Origin of the sequence: Acidianus sp. HS-5, assembly GCF_021655615.1 — an archaeon.
Taxonomy (GTDB): domain Archaea; phylum Thermoproteota; class Thermoprotei_A; order Sulfolobales; family Sulfolobaceae; genus Acidianus.
Genome location: NZ_AP025245.1, coordinates 532,033 through 555,892, shown reverse-complemented (window position 1 = coordinate 555,892; position 23,860 = coordinate 532,033). Strand labels below are relative to the sequence as shown.

Annotated in this window: 31 protein-coding genes; 19 read left to right on the top strand and 12 right to left on the bottom strand. The window is 36.9% G+C overall.

Features of this window, described 5'->3' with window-relative positions:
* Positions 1-4 precede the first annotated feature (4 nt).
* The 4 genes from HS5_RS02890 (at position 5) to HS5_RS02875 (ending at position 1,635) form a co-directional block, all read left to right on the top strand.
* A complete protein-coding gene (locus HS5_RS02890; RefSeq protein WP_236752593.1) occupies positions 5-211 on the top strand; it encodes a hypothetical protein in 207 nt (68 codons plus the stop codon).
* Positions 212-216: 5 nt separating this feature from the next.
* Entirely contained in the window at positions 217-375 is a 159-nt protein-coding gene (locus tag HS5_RS02885) for a hypothetical protein (protein ID WP_236752592.1), read from the top strand.
* 142 nt (positions 376-517) lie between these two features.
* Positions 518-739: a hypothetical protein gene (locus HS5_RS02880; protein ID WP_236752591.1), complete on the top strand. Its 222-nt coding sequence runs from the start codon at positions 518-520 to the stop codon at positions 737-739.
* 50 nt (positions 740-789) lie between these two features.
* Entirely contained in the window at positions 790-1,635 is an 846-nt protein-coding gene (locus tag HS5_RS02875) for a hypothetical protein (RefSeq protein ID WP_236752590.1), read from the top strand.
* Position 1,636: 1 nt separating this feature from the next.
* Here HS5_RS02875 and HS5_RS02870 read toward each other — a convergent pair whose 3' ends face one another.
* Positions 1,637-2,863 (bottom strand): metallopeptidase TldD-related protein, encoded by a 1,227-nt coding sequence (locus HS5_RS02870; protein WP_236752589.1) that lies wholly within the window; start codon positions 2,861-2,863, stop codon positions 1,637-1,639.
* Entirely contained in the window at positions 2,864-4,237 is a 1,374-nt protein-coding gene (locus HS5_RS02865; protein ID WP_236752588.1) for a TldD/PmbA family protein, read from the bottom strand.
* 217 nt (positions 4,238-4,454) lie between these two features.
* Between HS5_RS02865 and HS5_RS02860 the strand changes: the two genes are divergently transcribed.
* The 5 genes from HS5_RS02860 to HS5_RS02840 all read left to right on the top strand — a co-directional run bounded on the left by HS5_RS02860 (position 4,455) and on the right by HS5_RS02840 (position 7,631).
* Positions 4,455-4,826, top strand: a complete 372-nt coding sequence (locus tag HS5_RS02860) for a HEPN domain-containing protein (RefSeq protein ID WP_236752587.1) — start codon at positions 4,455-4,457, stop codon at positions 4,824-4,826.
* Positions 4,823-5,191: a nucleotidyltransferase domain-containing protein gene (locus tag HS5_RS02855; RefSeq protein ID WP_236752586.1), complete on the top strand. Its 369-nt coding sequence runs from the start codon at positions 4,823-4,825 to the stop codon at positions 5,189-5,191. Before HS5_RS02860 ends, HS5_RS02855 begins: the two co-directional genes overlap by 4 nt.
* 537 nt (positions 5,192-5,728) lie before the next feature.
* Positions 5,729-6,181, top strand: coding sequence for an HPP family protein (locus tag HS5_RS02850; RefSeq protein ID WP_236752585.1), 453 nt, complete (start codon positions 5,729-5,731; stop codon positions 6,179-6,181).
* Between the two features lie 389 nt (positions 6,182-6,570).
* Positions 6,571-6,936: a hypothetical protein gene (locus tag HS5_RS02845; protein WP_236752584.1), complete on the top strand. Its 366-nt coding sequence runs from the start codon at positions 6,571-6,573 to the stop codon at positions 6,934-6,936.
* Positions 6,937-7,181: 245 nt separating this feature from the next.
* The gene (locus HS5_RS02840; RefSeq protein WP_236752583.1) at positions 7,182-7,631 is read left to right on the top strand and encodes a type II toxin-antitoxin system death-on-curing family toxin; all 450 of its coding nucleotides are present in this window, start codon (positions 7,182-7,184) and stop codon (positions 7,629-7,631) included.
* On the opposite strand, the gene HS5_RS02835 is transcribed toward HS5_RS02840, so the two are convergent.
* A complete protein-coding gene (locus tag HS5_RS02835; protein ID WP_236752582.1) occupies positions 7,606-7,791 on the bottom strand; it encodes a hypothetical protein in 186 nt (61 codons plus the stop codon). The genes HS5_RS02840 and HS5_RS02835 overlap by 26 nt on opposite strands.
* A gap of 97 nt (positions 7,792-7,888) precedes the next feature.
* Here HS5_RS02835 and HS5_RS02830 point away from each other — a divergent pair, with 97 nt between their 5' ends.
* Positions 7,889-8,554: a hypothetical protein gene (locus HS5_RS02830; RefSeq protein ID WP_236752581.1), complete on the top strand. Its 666-nt coding sequence runs from the start codon at positions 7,889-7,891 to the stop codon at positions 8,552-8,554.
* A 34-nt stretch (positions 8,555-8,588) separates the two neighbouring features.
* Here HS5_RS02830 and merA read toward each other — a convergent pair whose 3' ends face one another.
* Together merA and HS5_RS02820 are read right to left on the bottom strand one after the other, a co-directional pair.
* A complete protein-coding gene (gene merA, locus HS5_RS02825; RefSeq protein WP_236752580.1) occupies positions 8,589-9,914 on the bottom strand; it encodes a mercury(II) reductase in 1,326 nt (441 codons plus the stop codon).
* A complete protein-coding gene (locus HS5_RS02820) occupies positions 9,911-10,063 on the bottom strand; it encodes a heavy metal translocating P-type ATPase metal-binding domain-containing protein (RefSeq protein ID WP_236752579.1) in 153 nt (50 codons plus the stop codon). Before HS5_RS02820 ends, merA begins: the two co-directional genes overlap by 4 nt.
* Positions 10,064-10,163: 100 nt before the next feature.
* Between HS5_RS02820 and HS5_RS02815 the strand changes: the two genes are divergently transcribed.
* Positions 10,164-10,514 carry a metalloregulator ArsR/SmtB family transcription factor gene (locus tag HS5_RS02815; RefSeq protein WP_236752578.1) on the top strand — a complete coding sequence of 117 codons (351 nt, stop codon included), beginning with the start codon at positions 10,164-10,166 and terminating at the stop codon, positions 10,512-10,514.
* A gap of 402 nt (positions 10,515-10,916) precedes the next feature.
* On the opposite strand, the gene HS5_RS02810 is transcribed toward HS5_RS02815, so the two are convergent.
* The 7 genes from HS5_RS02810 to HS5_RS02780 all read right to left on the bottom strand — a co-directional run bounded on the left by HS5_RS02810 (position 10,917) and on the right by HS5_RS02780 (position 16,988).
* Positions 10,917-11,111: a hypothetical protein gene (locus HS5_RS02810; RefSeq protein ID WP_236752577.1), complete on the bottom strand. Its 195-nt coding sequence runs from the start codon at positions 11,109-11,111 to the stop codon at positions 10,917-10,919.
* Positions 11,111-11,395 (bottom strand): hypothetical protein, encoded by a 285-nt coding sequence (locus HS5_RS02805; RefSeq protein WP_236752576.1) that lies wholly within the window; start codon positions 11,393-11,395, stop codon positions 11,111-11,113. The genes HS5_RS02810 and HS5_RS02805 overlap by 1 nt, the downstream gene beginning before the upstream one ends.
* Positions 11,388-13,478 (bottom strand): AAA family ATPase, encoded by a 2,091-nt coding sequence (locus tag HS5_RS02800; RefSeq protein ID WP_236752575.1) that lies wholly within the window; start codon positions 13,476-13,478, stop codon positions 11,388-11,390. Before HS5_RS02800 ends, HS5_RS02805 begins: the two co-directional genes overlap by 8 nt.
* A gap of 88 nt (positions 13,479-13,566) precedes the next feature.
* Complete coding sequence (locus tag HS5_RS02795) at positions 13,567-14,526, bottom strand: hypothetical protein (protein WP_236752574.1); 960 nt, start codon at positions 14,524-14,526, stop codon at positions 13,567-13,569.
* Positions 14,513-16,156 carry an ethylbenzene dehydrogenase gene (locus HS5_RS02790; protein WP_236752573.1) on the bottom strand — a complete coding sequence of 548 codons (1,644 nt, stop codon included), beginning with the start codon at positions 16,154-16,156 and terminating at the stop codon, positions 14,513-14,515. Before HS5_RS02790 ends, HS5_RS02795 begins: the two co-directional genes overlap by 14 nt.
* A complete protein-coding gene (locus HS5_RS02785) occupies positions 16,149-16,394 on the bottom strand; it encodes a hypothetical protein (protein WP_236752572.1) in 246 nt (81 codons plus the stop codon). Before HS5_RS02785 ends, HS5_RS02790 begins: the two co-directional genes overlap by 8 nt.
* Positions 16,395-16,988 carry a quinol oxidase gene (locus HS5_RS02780; protein WP_236752571.1) on the bottom strand — a complete coding sequence of 198 codons (594 nt, stop codon included), beginning with the start codon at positions 16,986-16,988 and terminating at the stop codon, positions 16,395-16,397. It lies immediately after the preceding gene.
* Between the two features lie 405 nt (positions 16,989-17,393).
* Here HS5_RS02780 and HS5_RS02775 point away from each other — a divergent pair, with 405 nt between their 5' ends.
* From HS5_RS02775 to HS5_RS02740, 8 genes are all read left to right on the top strand, one after another.
* On the top strand, positions 17,394-17,597 hold the full coding sequence (locus tag HS5_RS02775) for a hypothetical protein (protein ID WP_236752570.1): 204 nt from the start codon (positions 17,394-17,396) through the stop codon (positions 17,595-17,597).
* Positions 17,594-18,046: a hypothetical protein gene (locus tag HS5_RS02770; protein ID WP_236752569.1), complete on the top strand. Its 453-nt coding sequence runs from the start codon at positions 17,594-17,596 to the stop codon at positions 18,044-18,046. The genes HS5_RS02775 and HS5_RS02770 overlap by 4 nt, the downstream gene beginning before the upstream one ends.
* Positions 18,047-18,076: 30 nt before the next feature.
* The gene (locus tag HS5_RS02765; RefSeq protein ID WP_236752568.1) at positions 18,077-18,877 is read left to right on the top strand and encodes a hypothetical protein; all 801 of its coding nucleotides are present in this window, start codon (positions 18,077-18,079) and stop codon (positions 18,875-18,877) included.
* A gap of 126 nt (positions 18,878-19,003) precedes the next feature.
* Positions 19,004-19,201 (top strand): SepZ protein, encoded by a 198-nt coding sequence (locus tag HS5_RS02760; RefSeq protein WP_236752567.1) that lies wholly within the window; start codon positions 19,004-19,006, stop codon positions 19,199-19,201.
* Positions 19,192-19,794: a DUF1404 family protein gene (locus HS5_RS02755; RefSeq protein ID WP_236752566.1), complete on the top strand. Its 603-nt coding sequence runs from the start codon at positions 19,192-19,194 to the stop codon at positions 19,792-19,794. The genes HS5_RS02760 and HS5_RS02755 overlap by 10 nt, the downstream gene beginning before the upstream one ends.
* Positions 19,795-19,855: 61 nt before the next feature.
* Positions 19,856-20,011 (top strand): hypothetical protein, encoded by a 156-nt coding sequence (locus HS5_RS02750; protein ID WP_236752565.1) that lies wholly within the window; start codon positions 19,856-19,858, stop codon positions 20,009-20,011.
* A 62-nt stretch (positions 20,012-20,073) separates the two neighbouring features.
* Positions 20,074-21,855: a hypothetical protein gene (locus HS5_RS02745; protein ID WP_236752564.1), complete on the top strand. Its 1,782-nt coding sequence runs from the start codon at positions 20,074-20,076 to the stop codon at positions 21,853-21,855.
* 69 nt (positions 21,856-21,924) lie between these two features.
* Positions 21,925-23,682, top strand: coding sequence for a cbb3-type cytochrome c oxidase subunit I (locus HS5_RS02740; RefSeq protein ID WP_236752563.1), 1,758 nt, complete (start codon positions 21,925-21,927; stop codon positions 23,680-23,682).
* Positions 23,683-23,860 lie beyond the last annotated feature (178 nt).

Here is a 23,860-nt window from a genome sequence, read left to right as displayed (position 1 = left end):
AATCGTGAAAATTGCAACTTGGAACGTAAACGACTTAAAAGCAATAACCAGGAAAGGTTCCCTAGATGAAGTACTAAAATACGACGTGGCTATGTTGCAGGAAATAAGGACTTCAGACAAGCCTCTCGATTTGCTATTTTCCGACTTTGCGATAGGAGTCTTTCTCCACAAAGAAAAAGGGTACGGTGGAGTTATGACAATAATCCGTTAAAGCAGATGAATGTAATAAAAGGTTTAACCGTTGAAGAGTTCCACGAGGAAGGGAGAGTTTTAACCCTTGAGTTTGAGAAATTCTTCTTAATTAACTCCTACTTTCCAAGGGCTGGGGATGAGTTAAAGAGGTTGGACTTAAAGATAAAGTTCGATGAGACCTAGAGGATTTCATGGTGATGTTGATGGAAAGAAAGCCTGTAATAATTTGCGGTGATTTTAACGCAGTGAGGTGCAAGAGGGATTCATCTTTTTGGGACGAAAAAGAGCCAGCTTTAACTCCTCAGGAAAGGGAATAGTTAAACACGTGATTGGCGATCTAGGATTTACAGACGCTTACAAACTAATTAATCCTAATAAGAACGAATTTACTTGGAGGAGTTATAGATTTAAATGGAAGGCTATGAGGATTGATTACTGCCTAGTTTCTCCAGAACTGAAGAACGAAATTAAGGATTGCAGAATTCTAAAATTGGAAGGATCAGACCATTACCCATTACTCTTAGAGCTTGATATTGAAAACCCTTAATTGAGGGAAATGCTAAAGAATTTTTATTTTAGTTTTAACCTTTTACCGATATGAATAAGAAAATAATAGCTGTCGCAATAACAGGAATAGTAATCATTTCTTTATTAATAATTTTATCCTCTCAAGGAGAAAAGATTGTAAGAATAGACGTCTCTTTCTCTTGCAATTGCAAATTATATCCTCCTATATCCATCTGCTTAGCTAAAAACTACTACAAGGTGACGTATAACTCCTCTTTAGGCCTCTTTAAAGACACTCCCTACAGTAACGTTTATTACATAGAGAGCGACAATCTTCTTGCATCAATTGCAGAAAAGTACCTCAATCTATCTTATAAAGTATCGATAGGGAAGTACGCATTAAGCCCTTATTTAGTCCTCCTAGGAATTCACAATTTTTCCTGGTGTTTTAGGTGTCCGAGCTGTACGGAAGTAAAGCAAAACGTTTACATTACTAACTTTACAAACCCCTCTAGAAATTACCTTAACTGGTATGTATACGCTGATATCTCCTTCTTATATTCAATTTACCTCCTCGAGAACTATAACTACAGCGAAGCAATGCACGTATTTTCAGTGACAATGAGGGACTTCTGGAATGGCTACGGTTTTGTAGATGAAGCTTTCGACGGTAAATATTCATCATATAAGCTTGCTTTAGCGGTAATAGCTTGGAAGTACATATACTCTTTTAACAAGACCTTTGCGATGGAGTATTTTAAATGCATAAAAGAGATTTACAACGTGTCCTCGCATTTGCAGTCTGCAATAGGAGGTTATTTTACTTGCTACTTAGTAGTAAACGGCACAATAGTACCTAAGGGAAACGTAAACACTGAAACTACATCACTTTTCGTAATAGCTTTCTTCATGAAACCGGTAACTGTAGTGTGTTAACTCATGCCTTACTCACCTTCACTTTGCTCACTAGTACATAAGGAGAAAGTACTGGAATTGGAGAGTCCCACCACTTTACTGAGTATCTATCCTTCGATAACTCCTCTATGTTCCTTATGACGTTCAGTAAGCTGTCTGCAATCCTTAACCTTCCTGCAACACCTTCTATGTTACCGTTCTTGTAAACTACTACTGCATCCCTACCTACTGTAGAGAAGTTTCCTTCAACGTAGTTCTGGAACCTAGTATACCAATTATTATTAAAGAATATCACATTCCCTGAAAGGAGAGAGTCCTTACTCACTTTGCCTCCATCAACTTCTAAAGTCCAAGGTGTAGGAGATATCCAGCCTGCATTACCGGTAGACTTTGTACCCATGATCTCTGCTATCTCGTTGTTGAGCAGTGGAGTTTCAAATACTCCGCTGTTTATTATCTTTTTATTCCTAGTGAAAGTAGCCTCCATATCGAAGTCAATTGAATTAGGTCTATCCTCCCTAGGGGAGTCAGAGAAAGTGAATTTTTCACTAGCAATTTTATCTCCTGGCTTAAACTTGGAAAACATTGATTCACCCATCATTATTGAAAGTCCTGAGGACATCTGAGCTAAATTGTTCATTAAATTTGCAAATACTAAAGGAGAGAGGACTAAGTCATAAACGCCGTCTCCCACATCAACTTTCCTAGTAATTGAAGCGAATTCACAAGCGTTTTCAACGCTCTCCTTAACTTCAGATTCTGAATATCTGGAGGACGCAAATGCCCACTGACCTGTAAATTCTCCGTTGAACGCCCTAAAATAACCGTCCACGGAATTTCTGATGTCAGTCCCTTTAAAGCCGTTAGACGTAGTAAGAGTTACGGTAGACTTTGTTATGTTGATAATTCCTGAGATCGGGTACTTTGCTTCAGTTACTATCGAAATCAGCTCATTAGGCTCTTCTCTTAATTTCTCTATTTTTGCGTCGAGTTTTTCTACCTTGTAATCACCAGTATTGTCAGAGATCTTTGGAGATATCATAGGTTCGTCCATTACTGCTATAAGTTTTTCTAGATTATCTTTGCTCTCCTCTCCTCTAGAGGTGGTTATAATGTACTTCTTCCCTTTCTTGAGAAGCGTGTAAGAAACATCGTCAGTAAGTCTCTGTACTGCTGATACCTTACCGTAAACGAATTTTATTACACTCCTCTCTATCCTGGTTCTGAAAGTTGATTCTTCTAATTCCATTTACATCACCTTAACCCTCACATTCCTCAATCTTAAATCTGGTCCTCCTAACCACACTGGGATTCCTTGATCTGGGTCTCCTTTACCGCATATCCCTGCATAAAATTTAAGCTCCTTATCTGCAGCATCAACTGCAGGAAGGAATTCAGTAGTCTTACCTTCAAGTACGGGGAAAAGGAGGGGATCTCCTAGTTCACCGTTCTTTATTTCATAAGCCTCTAACCCTACATACCTTTCTCCTAGCCTCATATCATCAATGTTCCACTCCATGTAGCTCTTAAAATAAACTCCATCCTTTACATCCTCTATGAGTTCTTCAAAACTCATGTTTCCAGGCTTAAAGAAGGTATTGGACATCCTTATTATCGGTTCCCTATTATAGCTCATAGCCCTAGCTGAACCGTTACTTTCAACGTTAAACTTAGGTGAGGAAAACCTATCCTGCAATAGTTCATTTACTTCTCCATCCTTTATTAAGTACTTAGCCCTAGCCTTGACTCCTTCATCGTCTATTGTAAAGAAGCCGTTACTGTTCTGAACTGTAGGGTCGTCAATAACGCTAACTGCTTCGCTCCCTATCCTTTTAGTTTTCAAGTCCTTTAAGTAACTTAATCCAGCTTGAGCACCTTCCCTTCCTAAAACTCTATCAGCTTCAAAGGGATGACCCACGGATTCATGGGCCATGATTCCTGCTAACATTGAACTCAGTATAACGTCAGTTTTTCCATCTTTCACTGGTTTTCCTCTCGTTAAGACCTTGTCAACTTCCCTCATTTTCTCTTCAAGTTTATCTCCAATCTTCCAGCTATCTAGTAGTTCAAGTCCGCCGCTTGCTCCGAATTCATCAGAAAATACTGTTACAGTCCTATCTTGGTATTGTAACACGAGGGAATAATAAATTCCTATCCTCGGAACTAAACCTTCAACTGCTGAACCGTCTCTAAACATTATCCTCTTCTCTTCAGTCGATTCTGAATACCATATGTTAAAATTTACCAATTTTGATTTAATATCAAGTGCCTTTAGTCGATTGTAAATATCCTTGAAATATTTTATCTTCTCATCAATAGGAGTTGAGTCAAAAGGTTTTACTTGTTTAACTTCATATTTCCCAGCATCGACTTTCTCGTTACCAAATTCTTCCCAGCCTTTGCTTTCTACAGCATTTAGTTTAAGGCTTTCCGGATCCGACGATGATGAAAAGTAGAGTATCCCTCTATCGTAAGCTCTCAAAGAGTAGCCCGAATAGGATTCCTTGGTTAATCCCAGTAGTTGCCCGTTCATTAGGAAAATAGATGTGGAATCGTTCTTGTGATATCTCGCTTCAAGGTACTTATACGAATCGAATTTTTTAACGAGGTTTTCTAAGTCCATATTCTTATTATGACGTTGATTTATTTAATCCTTTGCCAGAATACTCATTACTAACATCTTAACTTGGTTAGGCCTTAAAGGTCAAGGTAATGCAGTATATTTATGTAATAACACTATTGATTGCTATGCTTCACATTACGTGAACCCTCATAGTTTGCCTTGACCTTCTAGGTCTGACTAAGTATAACTTATTATTGTCCATTTTCCATTATATCCTGTGAAGAGAGTAGAGGACTGGCTTAAGCAGGCAGAAAGAGACCTGGAAGAAGCTAAACACGCTAAGGCTGGAGGATATTATGAATTAGCTTGCTTCCTTTCTCAACAATCTGCGGAAAAAGCAATAAAAGCACTCCTACAGTTGAATGGACTCGAAAAGAGAGGGCACTCAATTTCTCACCTTATACAAAACCCACCTGCTGACATATTCCAGTGTGCTACTTTTCTTGATAAGCAATACGTACTTACTAGATGTCCAGATGTTTACCCAGAAGGTTCTCCCTATGAGTTTTATACAGAAAAGGACGCTGATGATTGTATGAATTGTGCTGTTAAAATACTTAATTGGGTAAAAGGTGAGATGCAGAAATGAAGTTAATAATGCTCTTCGGTTCTAGAGCCAGGGGGGATTTTACGCAAAACAGCGACTACGACGTTTTGGTTGTTGGAGATGAAATACCTAAAGACCCTAGGAAAGTACCAGATGACCTTTACCTTAGGATAATTAAGATGTTTCCTGGAGAAGTAGATGCAATTTTCATGAACACTGAAGTATTCCTAAAGAAGCTGAGGGAAGGTTCAACGTTTTTGTTACAAATAATTGAGGAGGGAAAAGCGATCGAAAAAGATGAGCAATTCTGGGACGAGGTTATGGAAATTTATAGGGAGGTAAGACCTCTTTATGAGAGAAGAGGAAATACGTGGATAAGACTTAGTAAAAATGAAACAAAATTATGATAATTCTTAAATACTAATTCAAATTTTTATAAAAACTAGATTTCAAGGTGGAATTACGAATCTAATATTTTATGATTTTAAGAGGTCCTTCTTTAGGCCGTCAGTTATTGCCTTTTTAGTAGTCCTTACGGTAATTGGCATAGGTACTGCATACAACGTTTACAGCTCCTCTTTAGAAAAATTGCCTTCATACTCGTATTACGATTTGAACTTCGTAGGCGAAGTTTTTTGGAACGGGACAGAAGTTACTATCAAAGGTTATGTTTTTAATAACCCAAGAGTGTTTCTCCATCCATCTACTGCCAATTTGATTATTCACTACATTAACCATACGTCGGTCTGTAAAGTTATATCTTACTTGTTAGCCAACCTAACCCTTGCAAATGCCCGTTCAATCTGGGAATTTCTATAGCCTCTCAGTTAGCCCGGATAATAGGTCTATTTTTCCTAGGTTATCTGAGGTTCAGAAAAATGGATTTATAGCTGACTTGTTAAGAGAGATGAAAGAGAATAAAAACGTTCTCAATACATATTTTTATGGAACTTGCTAAGAAGTACAAGGTCTTTGCATTCATTAATCTTGTAATCGCAATATCTATAGTAACAATTCTTTCTGTGGAAACTCATGTAGCCTTTATTCTTCCTCCTTTTTTAGCAACTGCAGCCACTAAGCTTCCTGACCCTGCATGGAAATTCCAGAGGAGTTTAGTCATAATCTCTTCTTACTTGTTGTCAGCAGTGATTGCAGTAATCTTCGTTACTTTAGTAGGCTCTGGGATATTTATTGCAGTTATAGCGTCTATAATATCTTACGGTATAGAGCTTCTCCTAAATATAGAACACCCTCCTTCGATCTTAGCTACTTTCCTAGGAGTCTTAGAAAGGGTTTCTCCGCTTTATATTCTCCATCCCGTTTTCGCTGGAGTAATAACAATTGAGGGGATAAACTTTGGTCTATCAAAGCTGATGAAGGTATATGAAAAGAAATAAAACTTGGGTGGTGGTAAGTTACTTACCAGGGGGTAAGTAAAATCGCTTTTCAACCCTAGACCTAAGGATAATTTGAAAGATATTTTTGACAGAGAGTCAGAGATCAAGTTATTTAAAAAATTTACTATATTCTTCATTAATTGCACAGCAAGATAACTTGAAAGTTCTAGTTGAGTCCGAAATTATGAGACGGAGATTTGAGAACAAGATATACAAGTATTACTAGTGAAAATATACAATTTCATATGAAACTCTAATAGTCTTATTTAGTGTAATCTTAAGTTTTTAAACTGTTTGACTATGACAAACTTTATCCCATCAGCCCTCACGTTTCGGTTGTATACTTCTGTAGCCGTTACTCTTTTTTCTTTATTTTGGATATTTATCAGGTGAACAAACGGTTAATAATAGGACTAACTGCAATAATTCTTTTCGGGATATTTCTCACTACAGCAGTTTACCTTCATACAATAGATCATGTTATATATCGAATAAATCATCCTCAGCCTCCTCCACTGCCGTCATCATATATTTGTAACCCGGGTGAGAAAGCTCAGGGATTATATACTTGTATCAGACCACCCGGATATGCCTCATTATGGCCCATATTCCTTGGACTGGGTTTGATATCTTTAGGAATAGGAATATATGAATTCATACGCAAAAGCTTACTTAAGGCATTAAAGACTATTGCAAGACCTCTTAAACCCGTTGTATCTTTCCTTATAAAGTTCCTTAAACCAGTGATAGATTAAACCGACACGCTCTTTTGGATTATCCTTTTAGTTCTTCTGTAATTCAGATCTTACTGACCTTCTCGCGACCACTGAATACTATGCAATGCCCTGTTGTTTTGCTGCTCATTAAACGCTCTACCACGCTTTCATACAAGCTCAATGAGAGATACATAATTTACTGACAAGTTTTTAAGAGAGCTTTGTTAGTATTAGATTCGGCTTTCTGTAGAAAACAATATATAGCTACATGAAAAAGCATCTTGATGGAAAGCAAATTTCAAACAATATTAAATTCCTTAGATAAGGACTTCATCATATGGTTAAATCAACAAGTAGTAAATGAAGACCCATCATCAACTTTCGGTTTAGTTAATCCAGATAACATAGACGGAGCGATTTATTCCGCAATTTATGACTTTGAGGAGAACCATAACATTAGTAGGAGTTTAGCAGTACTTATTCACCACATCGCTTCTGGACATCCTTTTGCTGACGGAAATAAGAGGACTTCATATGCGTTACTTTTGACTATTATATCAAGGCTTTCTGATAAAAATATTTTAGATTTAAGACAAATTATATGGAACTCAGGCTTAAGAGAAATAATATTAACAACGCTTGCAGAAATTTCCTCTGATGAGGATGAAGAAAAGAGCATAAATACATTACAAGAAGTTATAGAAAAGGTTATTGATCTTTCTTGTCGTCATTGAATTTTGCAACATAAAGTACTTTTCCATTAAGTTTTAATACTCCTGTTCTGTCAAATTCCGCTAACGCATCTAAATCTTCCTTATACGCTTTAATTACAAACTCTGCCCTCTTGTATAGGTCTTTACGAATCTCCTCAATTTCAGACTGACTTACGACCATCTTAACAATAAATTGGTAAAGAAGGATTTTATAGTTTCCTATCAGCGAAAGGCCTTGATGCCCTCAAAATTTAAACTATCACGTATTATAATGTATGATGGACGACCAGCTTATTAAAATACTCTCGAAAGAATGCAAAATAAAAGCTGAGGAAATTGAGGAAAAACTTCAAAAGAACGCTCTTCAATACGTAATTTACTTCAATTATGAGGAAAAATATGAAGGAGTAAAAATTACAATATCAGGAGACTATAAGTTCATTAGGTTAAAACCATTCAGCAGGATTTCGTTTAGAAAGGTCTTCCTAGCAGACTCCTTGTTGGATTCTAAAGTTAAAATGAACGCAGAAGGAAAAGGAGAAGTAAAAGTAAGGGATTTAGGTAACCTAAAGAAGGAGGTGGAGATAGAATTTAACTGCAAAGGAAAAGAGATGGAAGTTTACGAACTGGAATTTGAGGTAACCCTTACTAACTCACTACCCAGAGAAAAATACCTGCAGGCACACGAAAAATTATATGGCGATAAGAGGTTGTTCTCAATAAACTTTAACGCAACGCAGTCACCGATAATAAAGTACAGTCACTTATTGCAATTCTCCGGTTTAAAGGACGCAATAGCTATTGAGGCAAAGTACCTCAATAAGACAGGATTTCCGGAAAAATTTAAGGTCTTAGAAAAGTTAAAGATTAAAGGTAACGCCACCACTTCCTTCTCCATAGATTTTCCTGACTTCGGGTATGTAGGGATAATTTATGAAGTATAGAGAAGTAGTACATCAGGATTAGGAAAAAGTACTCTTATACACAGCAACTGAGTTTATCCACGTCCTTGTAAAACGCTAACGCAACTATCCTAAGGGATTCAGCTACAGTGGGAAATACGTGTACTGTATCAATTATATCATCTACTGTCATCCTATGTTTTATAGCCAAGGCAGCTTCACTTATGAATTCTGCAGAGTTCTCACCCATCACGTGAACTCCTAAAATCCTCTTAGTTTCTTTATCCACAACCATCTTTATCAACCCTCTGGCCTCTCCTAAGATCTGTGCCTTCACGATGTCCCGCATTTTAACGACCCTACTTTCAACTTTTTCTCCGCCTTCAGCTTCCGTGATACCTACCCTTGCAAGGTTAGGTTTTGTAAATATTACTTGAGGTATGCTTAGGAGGTCAATTTTCCTGTGTTCATTCCCTATAACGTTCCTTACAGCTATAGTACCTTCGTAACCCGCTAACGCCTCGAGCATCATATTTCCTATTACGTCTCCTGCAGCGTAAATGTTAGGGTTAGTAGTCTGTAATTCATCATTTACCTTTATCCCTCCCTTCTCGTTTAATTCTACACCGGCAGAGGACAAGTTAAGGTCAACGTTAGGTTTTCTCCCAGTAGCTAAAAGTACTTCGTCAGCCTCAACTTCTCCCTTATCTGTTACTACGATTTTGCCTCCTTCACTTCTCTTCACTTCTTTAACTTTAACCCCGGTAACTACATAAATTCCTTCGTCCTCTAGGACTTTCTGAATTTCCAAGGAAATCTCAGGCTCCCAATTAGGAATTAATACTTTACTCCTCTGGAGTACTGCAACGTCAACTCCGAAGTTTTTGTAAATTTGGGAAAACTCTAAAGCCTCCGCCCTTCCTCCTATAATTACTAAAGAGGAGATCTTTCTGTCTGGGTTTAAAGCTTGAACGTTAGTCCAGAACCCGGTTTCCTTTAATCCTTCTATTTCCGGAATGAAAGGAGATGAACCAGTTGCAATAATGAATTTCTTGCCTTCTATAATTTTGTCCCCAACCTTAACCTCGTGGGGAGAAATAAAATGTGCCTTCCCTTCTATTAAATCAACGTCGTAATAACTTAAGAGGTCCTCGTATTTTTCCTTCCTCATTACCTTTACTAACTCTTTTTCGTCATCAAAAGGTTTAAAAAAATCAGGAACTTTACCCTTGTATATTTCTCCTAAGTGGAGTAACCTCTTTGAAGGGACGCAACCTACGTTTACGCAAGTTCCTCCAATAGGACCGTAACCTATAAGTGTAGGTTTTATTCCTAGCTCGTTAGCTTGAATTAGTGATGCAAAACCTGCAGCCCCATAGCCTATAATCACTAAGTCTTTCATTTCATCTTTGCCTCGTAGGCATCTGCGCAGTGAGAACAGCAGAAGTAGTGTTTTTCTCCGTTTATTACTCTAACGTATATGTCTTCCTCTGATAGAGGTGCACCGCAGTGCTCGCATTTCAAATCTTCCTTATTTATTCTTATTTTCATTTTTGGTCAAATTTTCTTTAGCATTCTTTCTTAAAAAAGTTTTCTCATATGAACATATGTTCATACATGCTTAATAACGAGAAATGATAAATTTAATATAATGTCACAGTTCAGTAATGAAAATCTACTCTTAGAGTTAGAGATCTTCTTCTCTACATTGTCTGACAAGACTAGGCTTGAAATAATATTATATCTCTTGGAGAAGGAGAAAGCTACTGTTCAAGAAATTTCAACGGACTTAAACAAATCACAATCACTGATTTCCCACCACTTAGCTTATTTAAGGAACTGCGGGATCGTTAGGGTAGAAAGGAACGGTAAATATTCAGTTTACTCTGTCAGTGATAAAGACGTGAAGGAGATTCTACAAATTGCAATAAAGCATACAAGGAATTACAGTGAATCTATCTTATCATGTGATGTAATGAAAGAAGAGAAAAAATCTTCATAACTTTCTGAAAGGAGAAGATATTTCCTTAGCATATGGGAGACGCTTGTGTAATTTGAGGGATATTGTCACCATTTAAACATGTATAATGACGTAATGAAAAATGATTATTAAAATAGCGTCATATACTTAACTATTTTTATCAATGACGCTTTTGTTTTCCATATATGGAAAAAGAAATTTAGATGTAAGCAATGGAAACTGAAAATTTTTTAACTATTTTAAACTTGATATGTTTTAAATAATGAGTTTCTTATTTACGCTTAAATACATGAAAGTTAGTGGAACTAACGTTATCTTGGACAGTTTCCCAGTCCTTAACTAAGTTGCGGTAGCAATTTACTTCTGTTTTTGATTTCAGATATATATGTTAGGCTTGCCTTAGTACCATTATAGAACTTTAATCTAATAATTGAAGTACTTTTCTACACTCTTTATTAGTAAATATCCTAATACCGAAGCTATCGCTATACCCATTATCATGATTCCGTAGAATAGGATACCGTTCTTTATAAACTTTATATCGAAAAGATATAGAAAAAGGAATATAAAGACTATTTCAACAATATAAACTAAACTTCTGAATCCTTCAGTTGGCATTAAAATCGCCTCATTTTTTTACTAAATAATACAATTAAATATGGTATTGATTCAAAACTTAAAATTATCCCCTGTGGGGAGAGTACAAAGGACTCTAATACTCCATCAAAAATTGAAAAAAGTGAAATTATAAAGATAAGTCTAAGCTCTATTCTAGGTATTTCATATATTTCCAGAGAGCTAACTATATCGTTCTCAGTGATGCCTAAGAGGACTAAAGTCATTACACCAGAGAGTACAAGAGAAAACGCCATTAGACCAAAGATTACGTAAACCTCAAGCATAGCTGGTCTGCCTTGTCTTTAAGTTAAATGAATTATAGTAATTCATTATTGATGAATTTAAACTTGGTCTGGAAGAACTTAACGCAAGTTCTAGATCTTCCTCGCTTAACTTAACGTTTTTCTCTCCTGCCATTGCTCTTCTAATCGATAAAAGAACTGCCCTATTCACTATCCCTTTAATATCTGCGGGAGTATAATATTCGGTTAATTTAGCTAGCCTTTCGTAATCTATATTATCGTCATGAGGATGCTTGGAGATTAAGGTAATAAATAAGGATTTCCTCTCATCTAGAGTAGGAGGCCTTACATAAATTAATTTCTCCAACCGACCCGGACGAAGAAGAGCAGGGTCAACAATATCTGGTCTATTAGTTGCTGCAATTACTACGACTTTTTCAGACCTTTTACTTATTCCGTCCATCTCAGTAAGCAATTGACTGACTATTCTCTCTGTAACCCTATTTGGATCTGTACCTCTTGCTGTAGCTAAAGAATCTATCTCGTCAAAGAAGATAATGCAAGGTGATGCTTGGCGAGCTTTCTTAAAAACTTCCCTAATTGCTCTCTCGCTTTCTCCTACCCACATGTTGAGAATTTCTGGGCCGTTAACTGCTATGAAATTTGCACCGCTTTCATGCGCTACAGCCCTTGCAAGCATTGTCTTTCCGGTACCGGGAGGACCATAGAGTAAAATTCCGCCAGGTATTTCTGCGTTCATATATTCATATATACCGGGCTCTTTTAAAGGCCACTCTACGACTTCTTTTAACTCTAGTTTTATATCTTCAAGTCCTACTACATCTTCCCATGTAGTTGTGGGTATTTCTATCTTAAACTCCCTTAATGCCGAGGGTTGGACTCTCTTCATAGCCTCGACAAAATCCTCCATGGTAACGTTTGCAGATTCATAATTTTTACTCCTCTTAAAAGCGTTTAATGTAGCTTCTCTAACTAGAGCTTCTATATCCGCTCCTACGTATCCGTGGGTCAGCTCAGCTATTTTTTCTAAATCTACGTTAATCAAGTTCAGCCTTCTAGTATGTATTTTCAATATCTCCAGTCTTCCTTCTTTGTCTGGAACTGGAATCTCAATTTCCCTATCAAACCTTCCGGGTCTCCTTAATGCAGGATCTAAAGCATTAGGTCTGTTTGTGGCACCTATTACCAAGATTCCCCTTGATGAAGTTATTCCGTCCATCAGTGTCAAAAGTTGTGCAACTATTCTCCTATCCGTCTCAGAACCAGTAGTATCCCTACTCGGAGCTATTGCATCTATCTCGTCAATAAAAACTATTGAGGGAGAATCCTTTATAGCTTGTTCGAATATTTCTCTAAGCCTTTTTTCACTTTCCCCATAGTACTTTGATGCGATCTCAGGCCCGCTGATGTAAAAGAAATTAGCCATCACTGAATTCGCTATAGCCTTAGCAAGAAGTGTTTTTCCCGTTCCAGGAGGACCGTAAAGTAGAATTCCCTTAGGAGCCCTTAAGCCTAAAATTCTCATTATTTCCGGTCTTACTAGAGAGATCTCCACAATTTCTTTCAATTCATCTATTTGCTTAGATAAGCCTCCTACGTCATCTAAGGTAACGTAAGGTATATCCTTTTGAGTCAGCTTAACGCTTGAGTATCCAATTTCTATCCTAGTATCTCCAGTAATTATTCCTACCTCATCTTGAGGAGTAAAAGAGATTACCGTAAAATCGCCTTCTTTAGTAAATACTGGCATCCTTCTCGTTACTGCCTTACCTCTGAGTTCAAGGCTTATTTTCCTCTCATCGTAAGGTTTTTGTACTGCAGGAGCTAAACTTAAAGTTTGTATTTCCACGTATCTCGCTTTCTTGAACCCTGCTCTCTCACCATTTTTAATGCCTAGCAATTTTAGATCTTCTTCGTTTATAGTTATTCCTTTCTCTTTATCCCTATTTTCTTGAACAGTAAAGGGCACTGTTCTGTCTCCATATATTAATATAATATCTCCGGGAAGGAAATTATAGTTCTGCATTATCTCCTCATCTAGTAATGCAATGTACCTCTGCTTCAATCTCTTGCCGTAAACTTGAGTTATCGCAATTTCATTCATAATACATTCTTTTCTCCACAAACTTTTAGATCTTTCTTTGAAAAAGCTAAATTAGGATAAATTAATATTCACTGGATGAAGAAAACAATTATTCCTTTAATTTCTGCCTTACTGGAGTTAAATATAAATATGTCACTGCAACTAGTGGAGATATTAGGTACAGTGTAATTGGCACTGAATCAAAAACTAACGTAGCTGCAAGTAATGCTAACACAGAGAATGACAAAGGTTTATCAAGTTTTCTTAGGCATAATGCATAACCAAAAGTTATGAAAGCTATTACGAAGAAAATTGGAGGCATCCAGTCTCTTATACCAAGTATTCCAAATACATATGGAAAAGCAACGCCGATAGCGAAATCCCATCCTGGAATCAAGTTTAGCCAACTTGCTATGCCAACGAATAGACCTATAGCAACGAAAGGAAGTATTCTTACTATCCTCACCTTCCTTACGGCCCAAGAAATGAATATTACTCCTGCCGCAAGTACGGCATAGGCCATTAGATAACCGGAATAGCCGCTGATTATACCTATCCAAGAAGCTCTAAGGAACTGTGCGAGCCAGTTAAATAGCAAGAAGGAATAAGCCAGAATGTCAGGAATGAAAAGAGCATAAAGTATGTTCTTTCCTTTTATTAGCAGGAGAGATGAGCCGATAATTAGCGTTACATAAATTATCGAATAAACTGCAGGTAATTGAAAAGCTGTGTTATTTACTCCATAAGCTATATGCATAAAGTCCGCAAAAAGCGTCAAATAAAGGACTGAAGCTAAGAGTATTCTGCCTAGCTTCTGCTTTATCTTTAGTATAGCCCACACTAGAAATACAGGTTGCAAAATTAGGAGAAAAGTAAAAGCTACACCCCCGATTATATAGAAGGCTGTGAGGTAAGGTTCTACTTTGCTTACGGAAATCCCGGCTAAACCGAAAGGTAAAACGGACACGAGAAATTCCCTATTGAAGAATAATTCTAAAAAAGCTGAAATTAAGTAAATATACAAAAAGTATATTGGGTTAAAAAAATTGTTTATCTTATTGATGTCCATTCTTAACACCCATTATTTTTATAAGAGGATACTTGACTCTTTCCAATGATTTCTCCATTTTCTCAATCTCCTTAAAGATGGTAGCCTTTCCTCCGAATATTATTGCAAATACTATTGGTGCTAGGAAGCCGTTAGCAGTTATTATCATTGGAATCATGGAAGAGGACTGAGCTGGTTGTATGTATAAGTCATACCAGAAGGATATTGATTTGAAATCGACAGATTCTCCAGCTCCTCCTTGGAATACTGCAAATGCTACATGATATGTGTGTCCGGGATACAACTGAACTTGATAATGAGACATTCCTTGTCCTCCAGATACTCCAAAAGTTGTAAATGTCCTAACAAATTCTGCACACCAACATATTCCTGTAGGTGAATGGACTAACTTCAGTCCGGTGGCTACAACAGATGGATCCCATAATTGTGAAGCATTATATAAGCCGTTCATTAGATCCCAAGCATTATAGTTAGGATTATTAAGATATGGGAAGCCAATGAAGGGTACTCCTCCAATGTAATATATTGAAGAACCGTTGACGAAAGCATCTGCTATTATACCTTGATCAGTTAAGTATCCTAAGTTAAGTGGATCCTTGTATTGAGGATAATGTCCATAGGGTGGTGGAGAAGTTCTGCTGAACAATGTGTTCCCAGGATAGCCAGTATCTTGAGTATTATTTGCTCTTGGGTTGTTATTTAAAATCCATAGTTCATCACAACCTGCTGAAATTGCACCAGAAGTTCCAGGCATCATATGAGGTGTATATGCAACTTTGTACCAATCACTAGGTACTCCGCCTAGTGACCACAGTATTGCAAATCTTTCTGGGTACGTATACGTGGAATTATAGAATAGTGAAACATATCCTGCAGTGTCCTCAGGATAGAATTCGTTGTATGCCATCTGCGCCCACGTAGTATCGTTAAGGCCCATCGCTAAGAATTGATTGAAACTGGTAATTATCGTACCACTGTAATTGAGGTATAATGACGTAATTATTACTGGCATGCCGTTATTTAGTGGACAACCGTCTGGTAAGGTTGCTCCTAGAACTTCGCCTACTAATTTTCCGCTCTCATTTAATACTATTATTTGGATTGGGTTAGATAATGTGCATCCTGGTGGATATTGAAGTTGCTTACATTCTGGGACATAAGATACTTTTGCCGTAGATTGGTTAGCAGTGTAGGAAACGTTAACTACCCACCAACCTACTCTAGTTTGCGCAAAAGGTTCCCATAATTTACCGCAGGGAGTCCTTTCTGAGCATGCTAACCAAGATACATATCCGTGATTTCTGGCTTTCATTAGTATAAATATGTAAGGAGTACCATTTATGTAAGTCCATGCAGCCTTAACGTAAACGAAGTGTGTATGTCCTGCTGCTCCTCCTGGAACAGGAACTGTAGGAACTAACGGCACGGTAGTCCATGGTATAGACTGCCAGAATGTACAGCCTCCAGGATTTCCCAGATTGGGCATAGCATTAGGTACATAATATGCGGTAACAGTAGTTGTTGCTTGAGATGCAGAGTTGAGTAAGTAATCTGCACCGTAGCTTGCTGCTAACAATACTAAGACTATAACTACACCTAAAGTAAGGAGTTTTACATAACCGTTAGCCATTTTGTCTCACCTCTTTCTTATTTAATTCATAGTTAGCTAATAGTCCCCCAATACCGAACAAAAATATTGCAAAACCGAAGAAATTAACAAAATAGTTTGAAACTTTATTTCCTGTCACCTCATGCATACCATTAATACTGAATACTTCCTTAGGATAAGTCACAGTAATAGTTCCTACTGCCATTGCGATCACCCCTATGACAACTAAAATTATAGATAAGTATAAGAGGTTCTTCATTTAGATCGCCCCGCTAACTACATGTGGATCCCATTGTCCTTGAGGCATTACTCCTCCTGTTATACTACTAGCAAGTGTAGCATTGCATGTAGCTAATATTGTCCCTACAAGCCAAGAATGTCCTAATCCTACTGCAGCAGTACCACAGTACTCAGCACAAGCTACGTGGTATAGTCCAGGTTTAGGAAATACTAAGACTATATAAGAATAATATCCAGGTACTGCCTCTGCACCGAAGTTGAACCCTAAGCTGAAGTTGCTAGGAGCGTTCTGTATAAAGAATTCATGAAATACATCAATGCTGTGTATAACGAAAACTACGGGCTCATCAACTGGGACTACTGTTAGGTTAGTACACGTCCTAGCATGAGGATAGAAATCCCAGTGCCATTGTTGTCCAGTAACATATATTGTAACGTATGGACCCTTGTAAGAACCTATGGCGTTTGCAAATTGTGCATGAACTACTCCTTCTCCTGCGTTATTTGTAGGATTATAGCCTATATAGTCATAAGAGCTATACTGGATTTCTAACGATAATGCGGCTACTATAACTAGGACGAAGAACAAGGCTATAACAGTGCCTCTCTTCATTTCATATTCACTATTCTCATCTCTGAACTGTATAGCTTAAAAAATTTACGTTGTTTTTGATAAAAAAGAATATAAATTAACTATCGAAAAAGACAAGAATAAAAAGTTTTCTAGATTTTAACCTTTTTAATTAAATTTAGGTAAATGCCTCTCTTTTATTTTCTAATTAACAGGGCTTACGATGTTCATCTAAGACAATTTATTATGTTTAAATATTAAAATGGTTTAAATTCTATTATATCTAACAGTTTTGTCTAATTGTACAGTAACTGTTTACGCTTTATTTATTTTATAGTAGTAGATAGGCGTTTTGATCAAGAGAGTTAATTAAATATAGTTATAAAAAATCGTAATAAACGAAAATAAGAAAACTTTATTAAGCAATAATTTCGACTTTAACTTGATATGAACGTAAAAATGTGGGGTCCAATATTAGCTGGAGCAGTAATCGAAGCCATAGGAATAATCTTATTCGTAATATATGGCTATATCTTTATGTCGAAGCCTGCATCCTTCATCTTCAGCTACGGTAGCATGGACTTTGCCGCCTTTGCATTATCAATAGTCGGCTTAGCCTTAATTATGTTCGGGGGATATCAGAAAAAATGAAAAAGATATATCTTATTTTTTTAACTATAGTAGCTGTTATAGGCATCGTATTGTTAACTTATCCAATGATATCGGCTCTTATTTCTCCCTCTCAAGGTTTGCCGATCTATAATGAGAAATTCGGCGAGTTTTCTCTTGCTGTTTATAATTCTACTACATTATCAATAAAAAATGAGAGCATGACCGGACTCATGATAAGCTTGAATAATCTGCAAGAAGAGAAGCTAACGATATTATGCATAAGAAATTCTACGTATACTCTGGATGTTAGGTATTTTTACATAAAAGAATCCGTGGTATTAAGTAGCGGTAAAGTAACCACTGCCTTCGTTAAATCCGATGAAGTGTACATAGGTGTCGATACAATATTCATACCAGTAAAGCTGTCTCCAGGTATGTATTATGTAAGCTTTAATGATGGTAACGTAATTCCTGTGAAATTCAGTTAAGTTTTAAAATTATAAAAAATAAATATACTTATGGTTAGCATATATTTATTGAGTATATTAGCAGGGATAATGATTATTGCTATTGTCGGGATATTATATTTCGTGGAAAACGTTATGAGAAATTATGTCCATCTGTTTTTTGTATACTTTGCTCTTTTAATGATGGCATTAATGCTATTGGGAGCTTCAATATACCTATATTCTCCGAGCAGTCTAACTTTAGGAGTGGCTGTAGGAATAAATATGGTATTTATGATCGTAATCTTAGGCTACTTCTTTGCAATAGCAGATGAAATCAGCGAAAAGAAAACTCCTATAAGCGATTTTCACAAGTACTTCATAGCATTATTACTAGTAATTAACGAGGCATTAATGGGAACTACGTTTACATTAGCTCAAGTAGGAAAGAGCATCTTTATCTCACCCCTAGAAGATATTTCATCGTCCCTTAATAGTGTATGGTTCTTTTACCCGATGATGGTTGAAATGCTTTCCGTCTTCATGTTTGCATATACTACTAATTATGATAGTGGGAAATTATTAATCTCGTTAATACCCCTTATAGGAATAACCTCATTCCCTCCACTCTTATTTGACCTAAATATTTGGAAGTTATCTTCAATTTTCATTGATATAGCCCTAGGAGTTTTAGGAATTATGACTTCAGAGAAGAGTTGGAAATACGCTTACTTATTTATAATACTTTCTGTAATTACGACTGCGATTAATTTGAAACCCATTTTCTGTATTACTATAGCCTCAATAATGGTGTATTATTATTCATTTATTTTTGAAAAATATAAGATTTACACTAAAAATAAACGAAGTTAGGATCTTCCCTAGACTGATATCCTAAAAATTCCTTGGAATCGAGAATTTTTTATAGACGCTTTTCTAAAATAAGGATAATCACGAAAAATTTATAACTCGTCAAAATAAAGATTTAAATGATGAAAAATGGCCGGAATAAAATTTGCTAGAAGAGTACTAGGTGCAGTAATAGCAGGGATAGGCGCGTCGTTATGGATAGCGGATATCTTATTAACTCTAACTCTACCCTACTCAATGTATGAGGACGACGCATTAGTTGCCATGGTCCCAATATCTGGTGCTGTCCTAGTCCTAGGAGGTTTACTGTTGGGGTTATGGAGTTGAAGGATAAAAAGCCATATCTGATTTTTGGTTTAGTAATGCTAGCTGCTTCCTTGAATCCTTTATCCCTATATTTAGCTAGGTTATTAGAAATAGTGAGAGTTTCTTTCGATATGACCACAGTATGGGGAGCAGGACTAATAGGAATATGGATAGCTGATGAGCTTTTCAGAAAAGGTTACGCGAAAAGTTTCCTAGAGTTTAATTTCACTACCAGAGGGTTAATATTAGGCTGGGGGATTGCGGGTACTTTAGTTTCTTATTGGTATTTCCCTGGGCCTTTCGATTCCTCAGTAGTTTCAACCACTACTAGAGCAATACAACTTATTACTTTCGTAGTTGCCGGGCTAATAGGCGGAATAGGGTGGTACGGAATGACTAACGTTTGGAAGAGTATAAGCATTTTTGCAATATTCAGCATGATGGCAAGCATGGCAGAGATCTTCTTAGAGCTTGGATCGTATTACGATACTAACATCTACTCTGTTTATTCAATATCCCAATTCATTGATACTGCATACTTCTTATTTGCCATGGCTTTTGTTCCATCAACGTTTTACATGGTAAAGTGGCTTAAGGATCTCAACTTATTTTAACATCTTTTTTAGATAAGTTTTTTAAAGTATTTTTTCAAACTTTAATTAAGGAGGCGACATTATGGCTATATTCGAAAGCGAAGCAGATCTGTGGATTGTAGGTTTCTTGCTAATGTCTTTAATATATCCTATCTGGTTTCTCCTATTGATAATCAAGGCCGATAAGGATCCACAAGTAGATCCTCTGCAGATAGCAAAGCAGGAGGCAGGCGAATAATGGAAATATTGGACGTAATCCGTTCTAAGCCATATAAATATATTTTTTTATCTACCTTTATTTTGTATTTCTTTTTCTTTCAATATGCTGATAGATTACTAATTTTCACTAGAATAATTCTTCCATCAAGTGTAAATTTTATTTTATCTACTTCGCCTCCTGTTAATCCTACAGATTTACCTTTTCCATTATGGGGACCGTTTTTCATTAGTTTTACAACCAGCTTTATGACCTGGGCTATAACTCCAGTGTCTCTTGCAATATCAATCTTCCTTTCTTTTCTAGTTGGCTTAAATGTAACGCTTTACATTATCTACTATAGACTGCTAAGGTTAGGAGCTAGGAAGGGATTAGTTGCATCTTTAGGTTTAATAGCGACTTCCTTATCGTGTTCCTGCGAGTTATTCACAGCTCTCATAAGCTCAGCGACAGTTTCATTACCTTTCTTATTCTCAATCTCCTTCATGGATAGACTATCTGAAGGTCTCGTTGTATTAGCAATATCATTACTAACTCTGTCAACCTTTGTGTTGTACAATGAGGTTAACGGGAATAAGCCATTCCCTCAATCCATAAAGCCCACAATAAAGATAATAATTGCTCTAATCATAGTTTTAGTTGCAGCGTTAATACCCGCAAATCCGGCCTTCGATTTAGTAAAAATAATAGGCTACACTTTTGCAGGGGGGATCTTAGCGAGTGCTTTACTGGGTAAAATCAAGAAGAAGATATTTTTCCCAATAAGTATGGCCATTATAGTCCTTGAAATAGTCTTATTCCCTATCATCTACAACTCCATGTTAATTCTTCCAATTTCATTGACTGCAGGAATCCTAGGAGAATTAGGTTTCATGACGTTAAAGAAATGGGCAAGATTAGGTATAATGCATGTTACTGCATGGACTATGATAATGCCAGGACCCATATCCCTCATATTAGGATATCCAATACCTTTCTTCAGCTTTACTTTTTCTCAGCTCTTGCAGATGTGGATTTACACTTGGATCATAGGTACTCCGATAGCTTGGTATGCAGGAATATATTACCTTCAGTATTTAAGGGACTCGATGTCCGAGATAAATTTAGAAAGAATTAGAGTTAACCCTAGAGGGACTCCCGGGTTAACCTGGATAATTCTGGGTTTAATAACTACGATAAGCCAAATTGCATTCTTTATCACTCATGTAGGAGACTACGTAGACTATAACGGTTTTGATTACAACTTTTTAGTTGAGATGACGCTTATTACAACATCACTCATGATAGCAGGATTAGTTTCGCTAAGTTATGGAATATATGAATTGATTAAGTTCAAATTCAATCCTCCTAAAGTTTCGAGGAGGGACTTCAAAATTTTTACTTTAATTTACGCTCTTATTAACTTACTGCTAGGAGGAATAGTGCACTTTGACGTTAACGGATTTCCTTATCCGCATTTCTACACATTCCTATTCGGCATGCCATTAGGAGCTCCTTCAGTATTAATATACTATCCTCCTTTCGTTGGGATAGAATTCGATCCTCTAAAGATACTTCAACTCATAGCAGTGTCAATAATGGGAGGCTATATAATATCTGCAGTAAAGTTATATTATTCTTCAAAAAGGAGAGTTCCGAAGAGTGGACTGTCATCGCTAGCTTTGGGGGCTATAGGAATATGTCCCCAATGCGCAATCTCAGCCTATGCTACAGCACTATTATCGTTCAACTTGGGATTTTCTGCATTCTATAGTTTCTCAAACCAGCTAATTTTATCGCTTACTGCAGATTCCTTACTTTTTGCTTCAGTCTTATACTTAGCTTACAAGTTACCTTCAGTATGTAGAATAAACATTAAAAAATAATTTTTTAACTTTTTCTTTCTACTTTTAGCATTAAAACTTAAATATTATAATTACGCTACTTAACTTAGTATGGCTTCAAGAGAGGAAGTTAGGCGTAGGGAATTAGAGCAACTATCAGAATGGGCAAGACAATATGAAGAAGTTAAACAAAGAGAAGCTAAGAGATCAGCATTAGTAAAAGTGTTCTATACGGAAGACTATAAAATGCTAGCGTTAAAGAACATCCTATTCGCGATAGCTTGGTTATTTGTAGGTGGAGCTTTCGCACTATTCCTGAGGACTCAAGCTGGGTTATGCAGCCAAGGATTACCAGTTATAGTATGTCCACAATACTACTTCCAAGCAATGACCAACCACGTAATGGATATGATATTCGGTGCAGTCTTCTCAACTGTATTTGCAGTGTCTTTTTACATGATTCCTGCACTTAACGGATCCAGGCTAATAAAATGGCCTAAGATAGCTAACGCCGGACTATGGATTGCTACTATAGGATTATTCATGATGAACTTAGGAGGAGTGGAAAACCAGTACTTATTCACTTTCCTGAACCCGCTAAGAGCCTCTCCAACGTGGTATATAGGTTATGCCTTAATGGTAGTAGGCGAATGGATGGAAATGGCTTCAGTCTTAGGCACTTCCTTCTTGGGAAGAATACAAGGTAAGCTAGTGCCCACCGCAATAGGTTTCATAGTCATGGACATGATAATGATGGCTCTAGCAAATATTTCAGTGTTTATAGATGTTATATGGAGCTTAATCTCACCAATTGGAGGAATAGGGGTATACTTGTTTGGTGTACCAAATGCAGAAATATGGAAGGGATTATTCTGGTTTGCAGATCATCCTCTAGTTTACTTCGCTCCTTACACGTTAACTGGGGCAATAATCGCAATAGTACCTCTTTATGCAAAGAGGCCTATTTACAGCGTTAGGTTCGCAAGATGGTTAATACCAGTGTTATTCGTCCTCGGCGCAAGCGTTTACGTCCACCACTTAGTAGATGATCCATGGCCGTTGATTTTAAGGGACATATTTGCACAGACATCTACTGCATTAATAGCAATACCTTTCGCAGCCCTATGGTTACTGTTCTTCATTACTCTTGGAAATCCAAAGAAGCTGAAATGGGATGTTGGTTTAGCATTCATATATGCTGCAGCGGTTTGGAACATTATTGGAGGGATACAAGCAGAACCTACCCAACCAACGCCTTCAGTAGATCCTACTGTACATAATACGTTATGGTTACCGAGCCACTTCCACATAATGTTAGCGTTATATAGCGTTGGCGGTTTGTTAGGAGTTCTATACGTAGTTGGGCCAGATCTATGGGGAAGGAAGTGGTACAGTGAAAAATTAGGCTGGTTGCACTTCTGGGGCTGGGAAGCTGGAATGGGACTACTGGTTACTTCATTTGCAATAGGCGGATTCTACGGTGCAATAAGAAGGGAAGTAGCTTGGCCTGCGTTTTATGAAGTATATTATCAGATGGCAATGATAGGCGGATGGCTTGCCGGATTTGCTACAATAATATTTGCATACAACTTAATACTAACTCTGCTCTACGGGCAAAAAGTTAAGCAGACAGATCTACCACTATGGGCAGTGCAAACTATAGCTCTGGAAAGATTAGGTATGAGAAGGGAAGGATATAAGGAAGAAGAAATGCCAGTAGCTCTTCCAGCGGACGGGATGATAAGGATATTAGTCCCTGAAGAGAGATCATCTGAGGGAACTGCCACGGGAACTGCTGTAGGAGCTAAGGCAGTGGAGTCGTCTGCAGATACGAAAACTAATTTGAGTACAAATATTAAAAATAAATAATTATTTTTTAATATTTTTCTTTTTTGATTTATATCTCTTTTCACCTAATATTATCATTATAAGAAGACGAAGAACTGTCATCTCTGTTGATAATCTCCACATTGTCTTATTTTTCTATATATATGGTTTATTTACTTAATTTAAGTAAAAATACTTAATTTAGAGAAAAATTTTTAAG

Bases quoted from the DNA above. Each gene is read 5' to 3' on its own strand.
- HS5_RS02750 (WP_236752565.1), top strand. From the start codon at position 19,856: ATGGCTATATTCGAAAGCGAAGCAGATCTGTGGATTGTAGGTTTCTTG.
- HS5_RS02790 (WP_236752573.1), bottom strand. From the start codon at position 16,156: ATGGCTAACGGTTATGTAAAACTCCTTACTTTAGGTGTAGTTATAGTC.
- HS5_RS02760 (WP_236752567.1), top strand. From the start codon at position 19,004: ATGGCCGGAATAAAATTTGCTAGAAGAGTACTAGGTGCAGTAATAGCA.
- HS5_RS02775 (WP_236752570.1), top strand. From the start codon at position 17,394: ATGAACGTAAAAATGTGGGGTCCAATATTAGCTGGAGCAGTAATCGAA.
- HS5_RS02780 (WP_236752571.1), bottom strand. From the start codon at position 16,988: ATGAAGAGAGGCACTGTTATAGCCTTGTTCTTCGTCCTAGTTATAGTA.
- merA (WP_236752580.1), bottom strand. From the start codon at position 9,914: ATGAAAGACTTAGTGATTATAGGCTATGGGGCTGCAGGTTTTGCATCA.
- HS5_RS02785 (WP_236752572.1), bottom strand. From the start codon at position 16,394: ATGAAGAACCTCTTATACTTATCTATAATTTTAGTTGTCATAGGGGTG.
- HS5_RS02765 (WP_236752568.1), top strand. From the start codon at position 18,077: ATGGTTAGCATATATTTATTGAGTATATTAGCAGGGATAATGATTATT.
- HS5_RS02885 (WP_236752592.1), top strand. From the start codon at position 217: ATGAATGTAATAAAAGGTTTAACCGTTGAAGAGTTCCACGAGGAAGGG.
- HS5_RS02770 (WP_236752569.1), top strand. From the start codon at position 17,594: ATGAAAAAGATATATCTTATTTTTTTAACTATAGTAGCTGTTATAGGC.
- HS5_RS02870 (WP_236752589.1), bottom strand. From the start codon at position 2,863: ATGGAATTAGAAGAATCAACTTTCAGAACCAGGATAGAGAGGAGTGTA.
- HS5_RS02805 (WP_236752576.1), bottom strand. From the start codon at position 11,395: ATGCTTGAGGTTTACGTAATCTTTGGTCTAATGGCGTTTTCTCTTGTA.
- HS5_RS02740 (WP_236752563.1), top strand. From the start codon at position 21,925: ATGGCTTCAAGAGAGGAAGTTAGGCGTAGGGAATTAGAGCAACTATCA.
- HS5_RS02835 (WP_236752582.1), bottom strand. From the start codon at position 7,791: ATGGTCGTAAGTCAGTCTGAAATTGAGGAGATTCGTAAAGACCTATAC.
- HS5_RS02850 (WP_236752585.1), top strand. From the start codon at position 5,729: ATGGAACTTGCTAAGAAGTACAAGGTCTTTGCATTCATTAATCTTGTA.
- HS5_RS02755 (WP_236752566.1), top strand. From the start codon at position 19,192: ATGGAGTTGAAGGATAAAAAGCCATATCTGATTTTTGGTTTAGTAATG.
- HS5_RS02830 (WP_236752581.1), top strand. From the start codon at position 7,889: ATGGACGACCAGCTTATTAAAATACTCTCGAAAGAATGCAAAATAAAA.
- HS5_RS02840 (WP_236752583.1), top strand. From the start codon at position 7,182: ATGGAAAGCAAATTTCAAACAATATTAAATTCCTTAGATAAGGACTTC.
- HS5_RS02795 (WP_236752574.1), bottom strand. From the start codon at position 14,526: ATGGACATCAATAAGATAAACAATTTTTTTAACCCAATATACTTTTTG.
- HS5_RS02810 (WP_236752577.1), bottom strand. From the start codon at position 11,111: ATGCCAACTGAAGGATTCAGAAGTTTAGTTTATATTGTTGAAATAGTC.
- HS5_RS02800 (WP_236752575.1), bottom strand. From the start codon at position 13,478: ATGAATGAAATTGCGATAACTCAAGTTTACGGCAAGAGATTGAAGCAG.
- HS5_RS02865 (WP_236752588.1), bottom strand. From the start codon at position 4,237: ATGGACTTAGAAAACCTCGTTAAAAAATTCGATTCGTATAAGTACCTT.
- HS5_RS02855 (WP_236752586.1), top strand. From the start codon at position 4,823: ATGAAGTTAATAATGCTCTTCGGTTCTAGAGCCAGGGGGGATTTTACG.
- HS5_RS02815 (WP_236752578.1), top strand. From the start codon at position 10,164: ATGTCACAGTTCAGTAATGAAAATCTACTCTTAGAGTTAGAGATCTTC.
- HS5_RS02820 (WP_236752579.1), bottom strand. From the start codon at position 10,063: ATGAAAATAAGAATAAATAAGGAAGATTTGAAATGCGAGCACTGCGGT.
- HS5_RS02875 (WP_236752590.1), top strand. From the start codon at position 790: ATGAATAAGAAAATAATAGCTGTCGCAATAACAGGAATAGTAATCATT.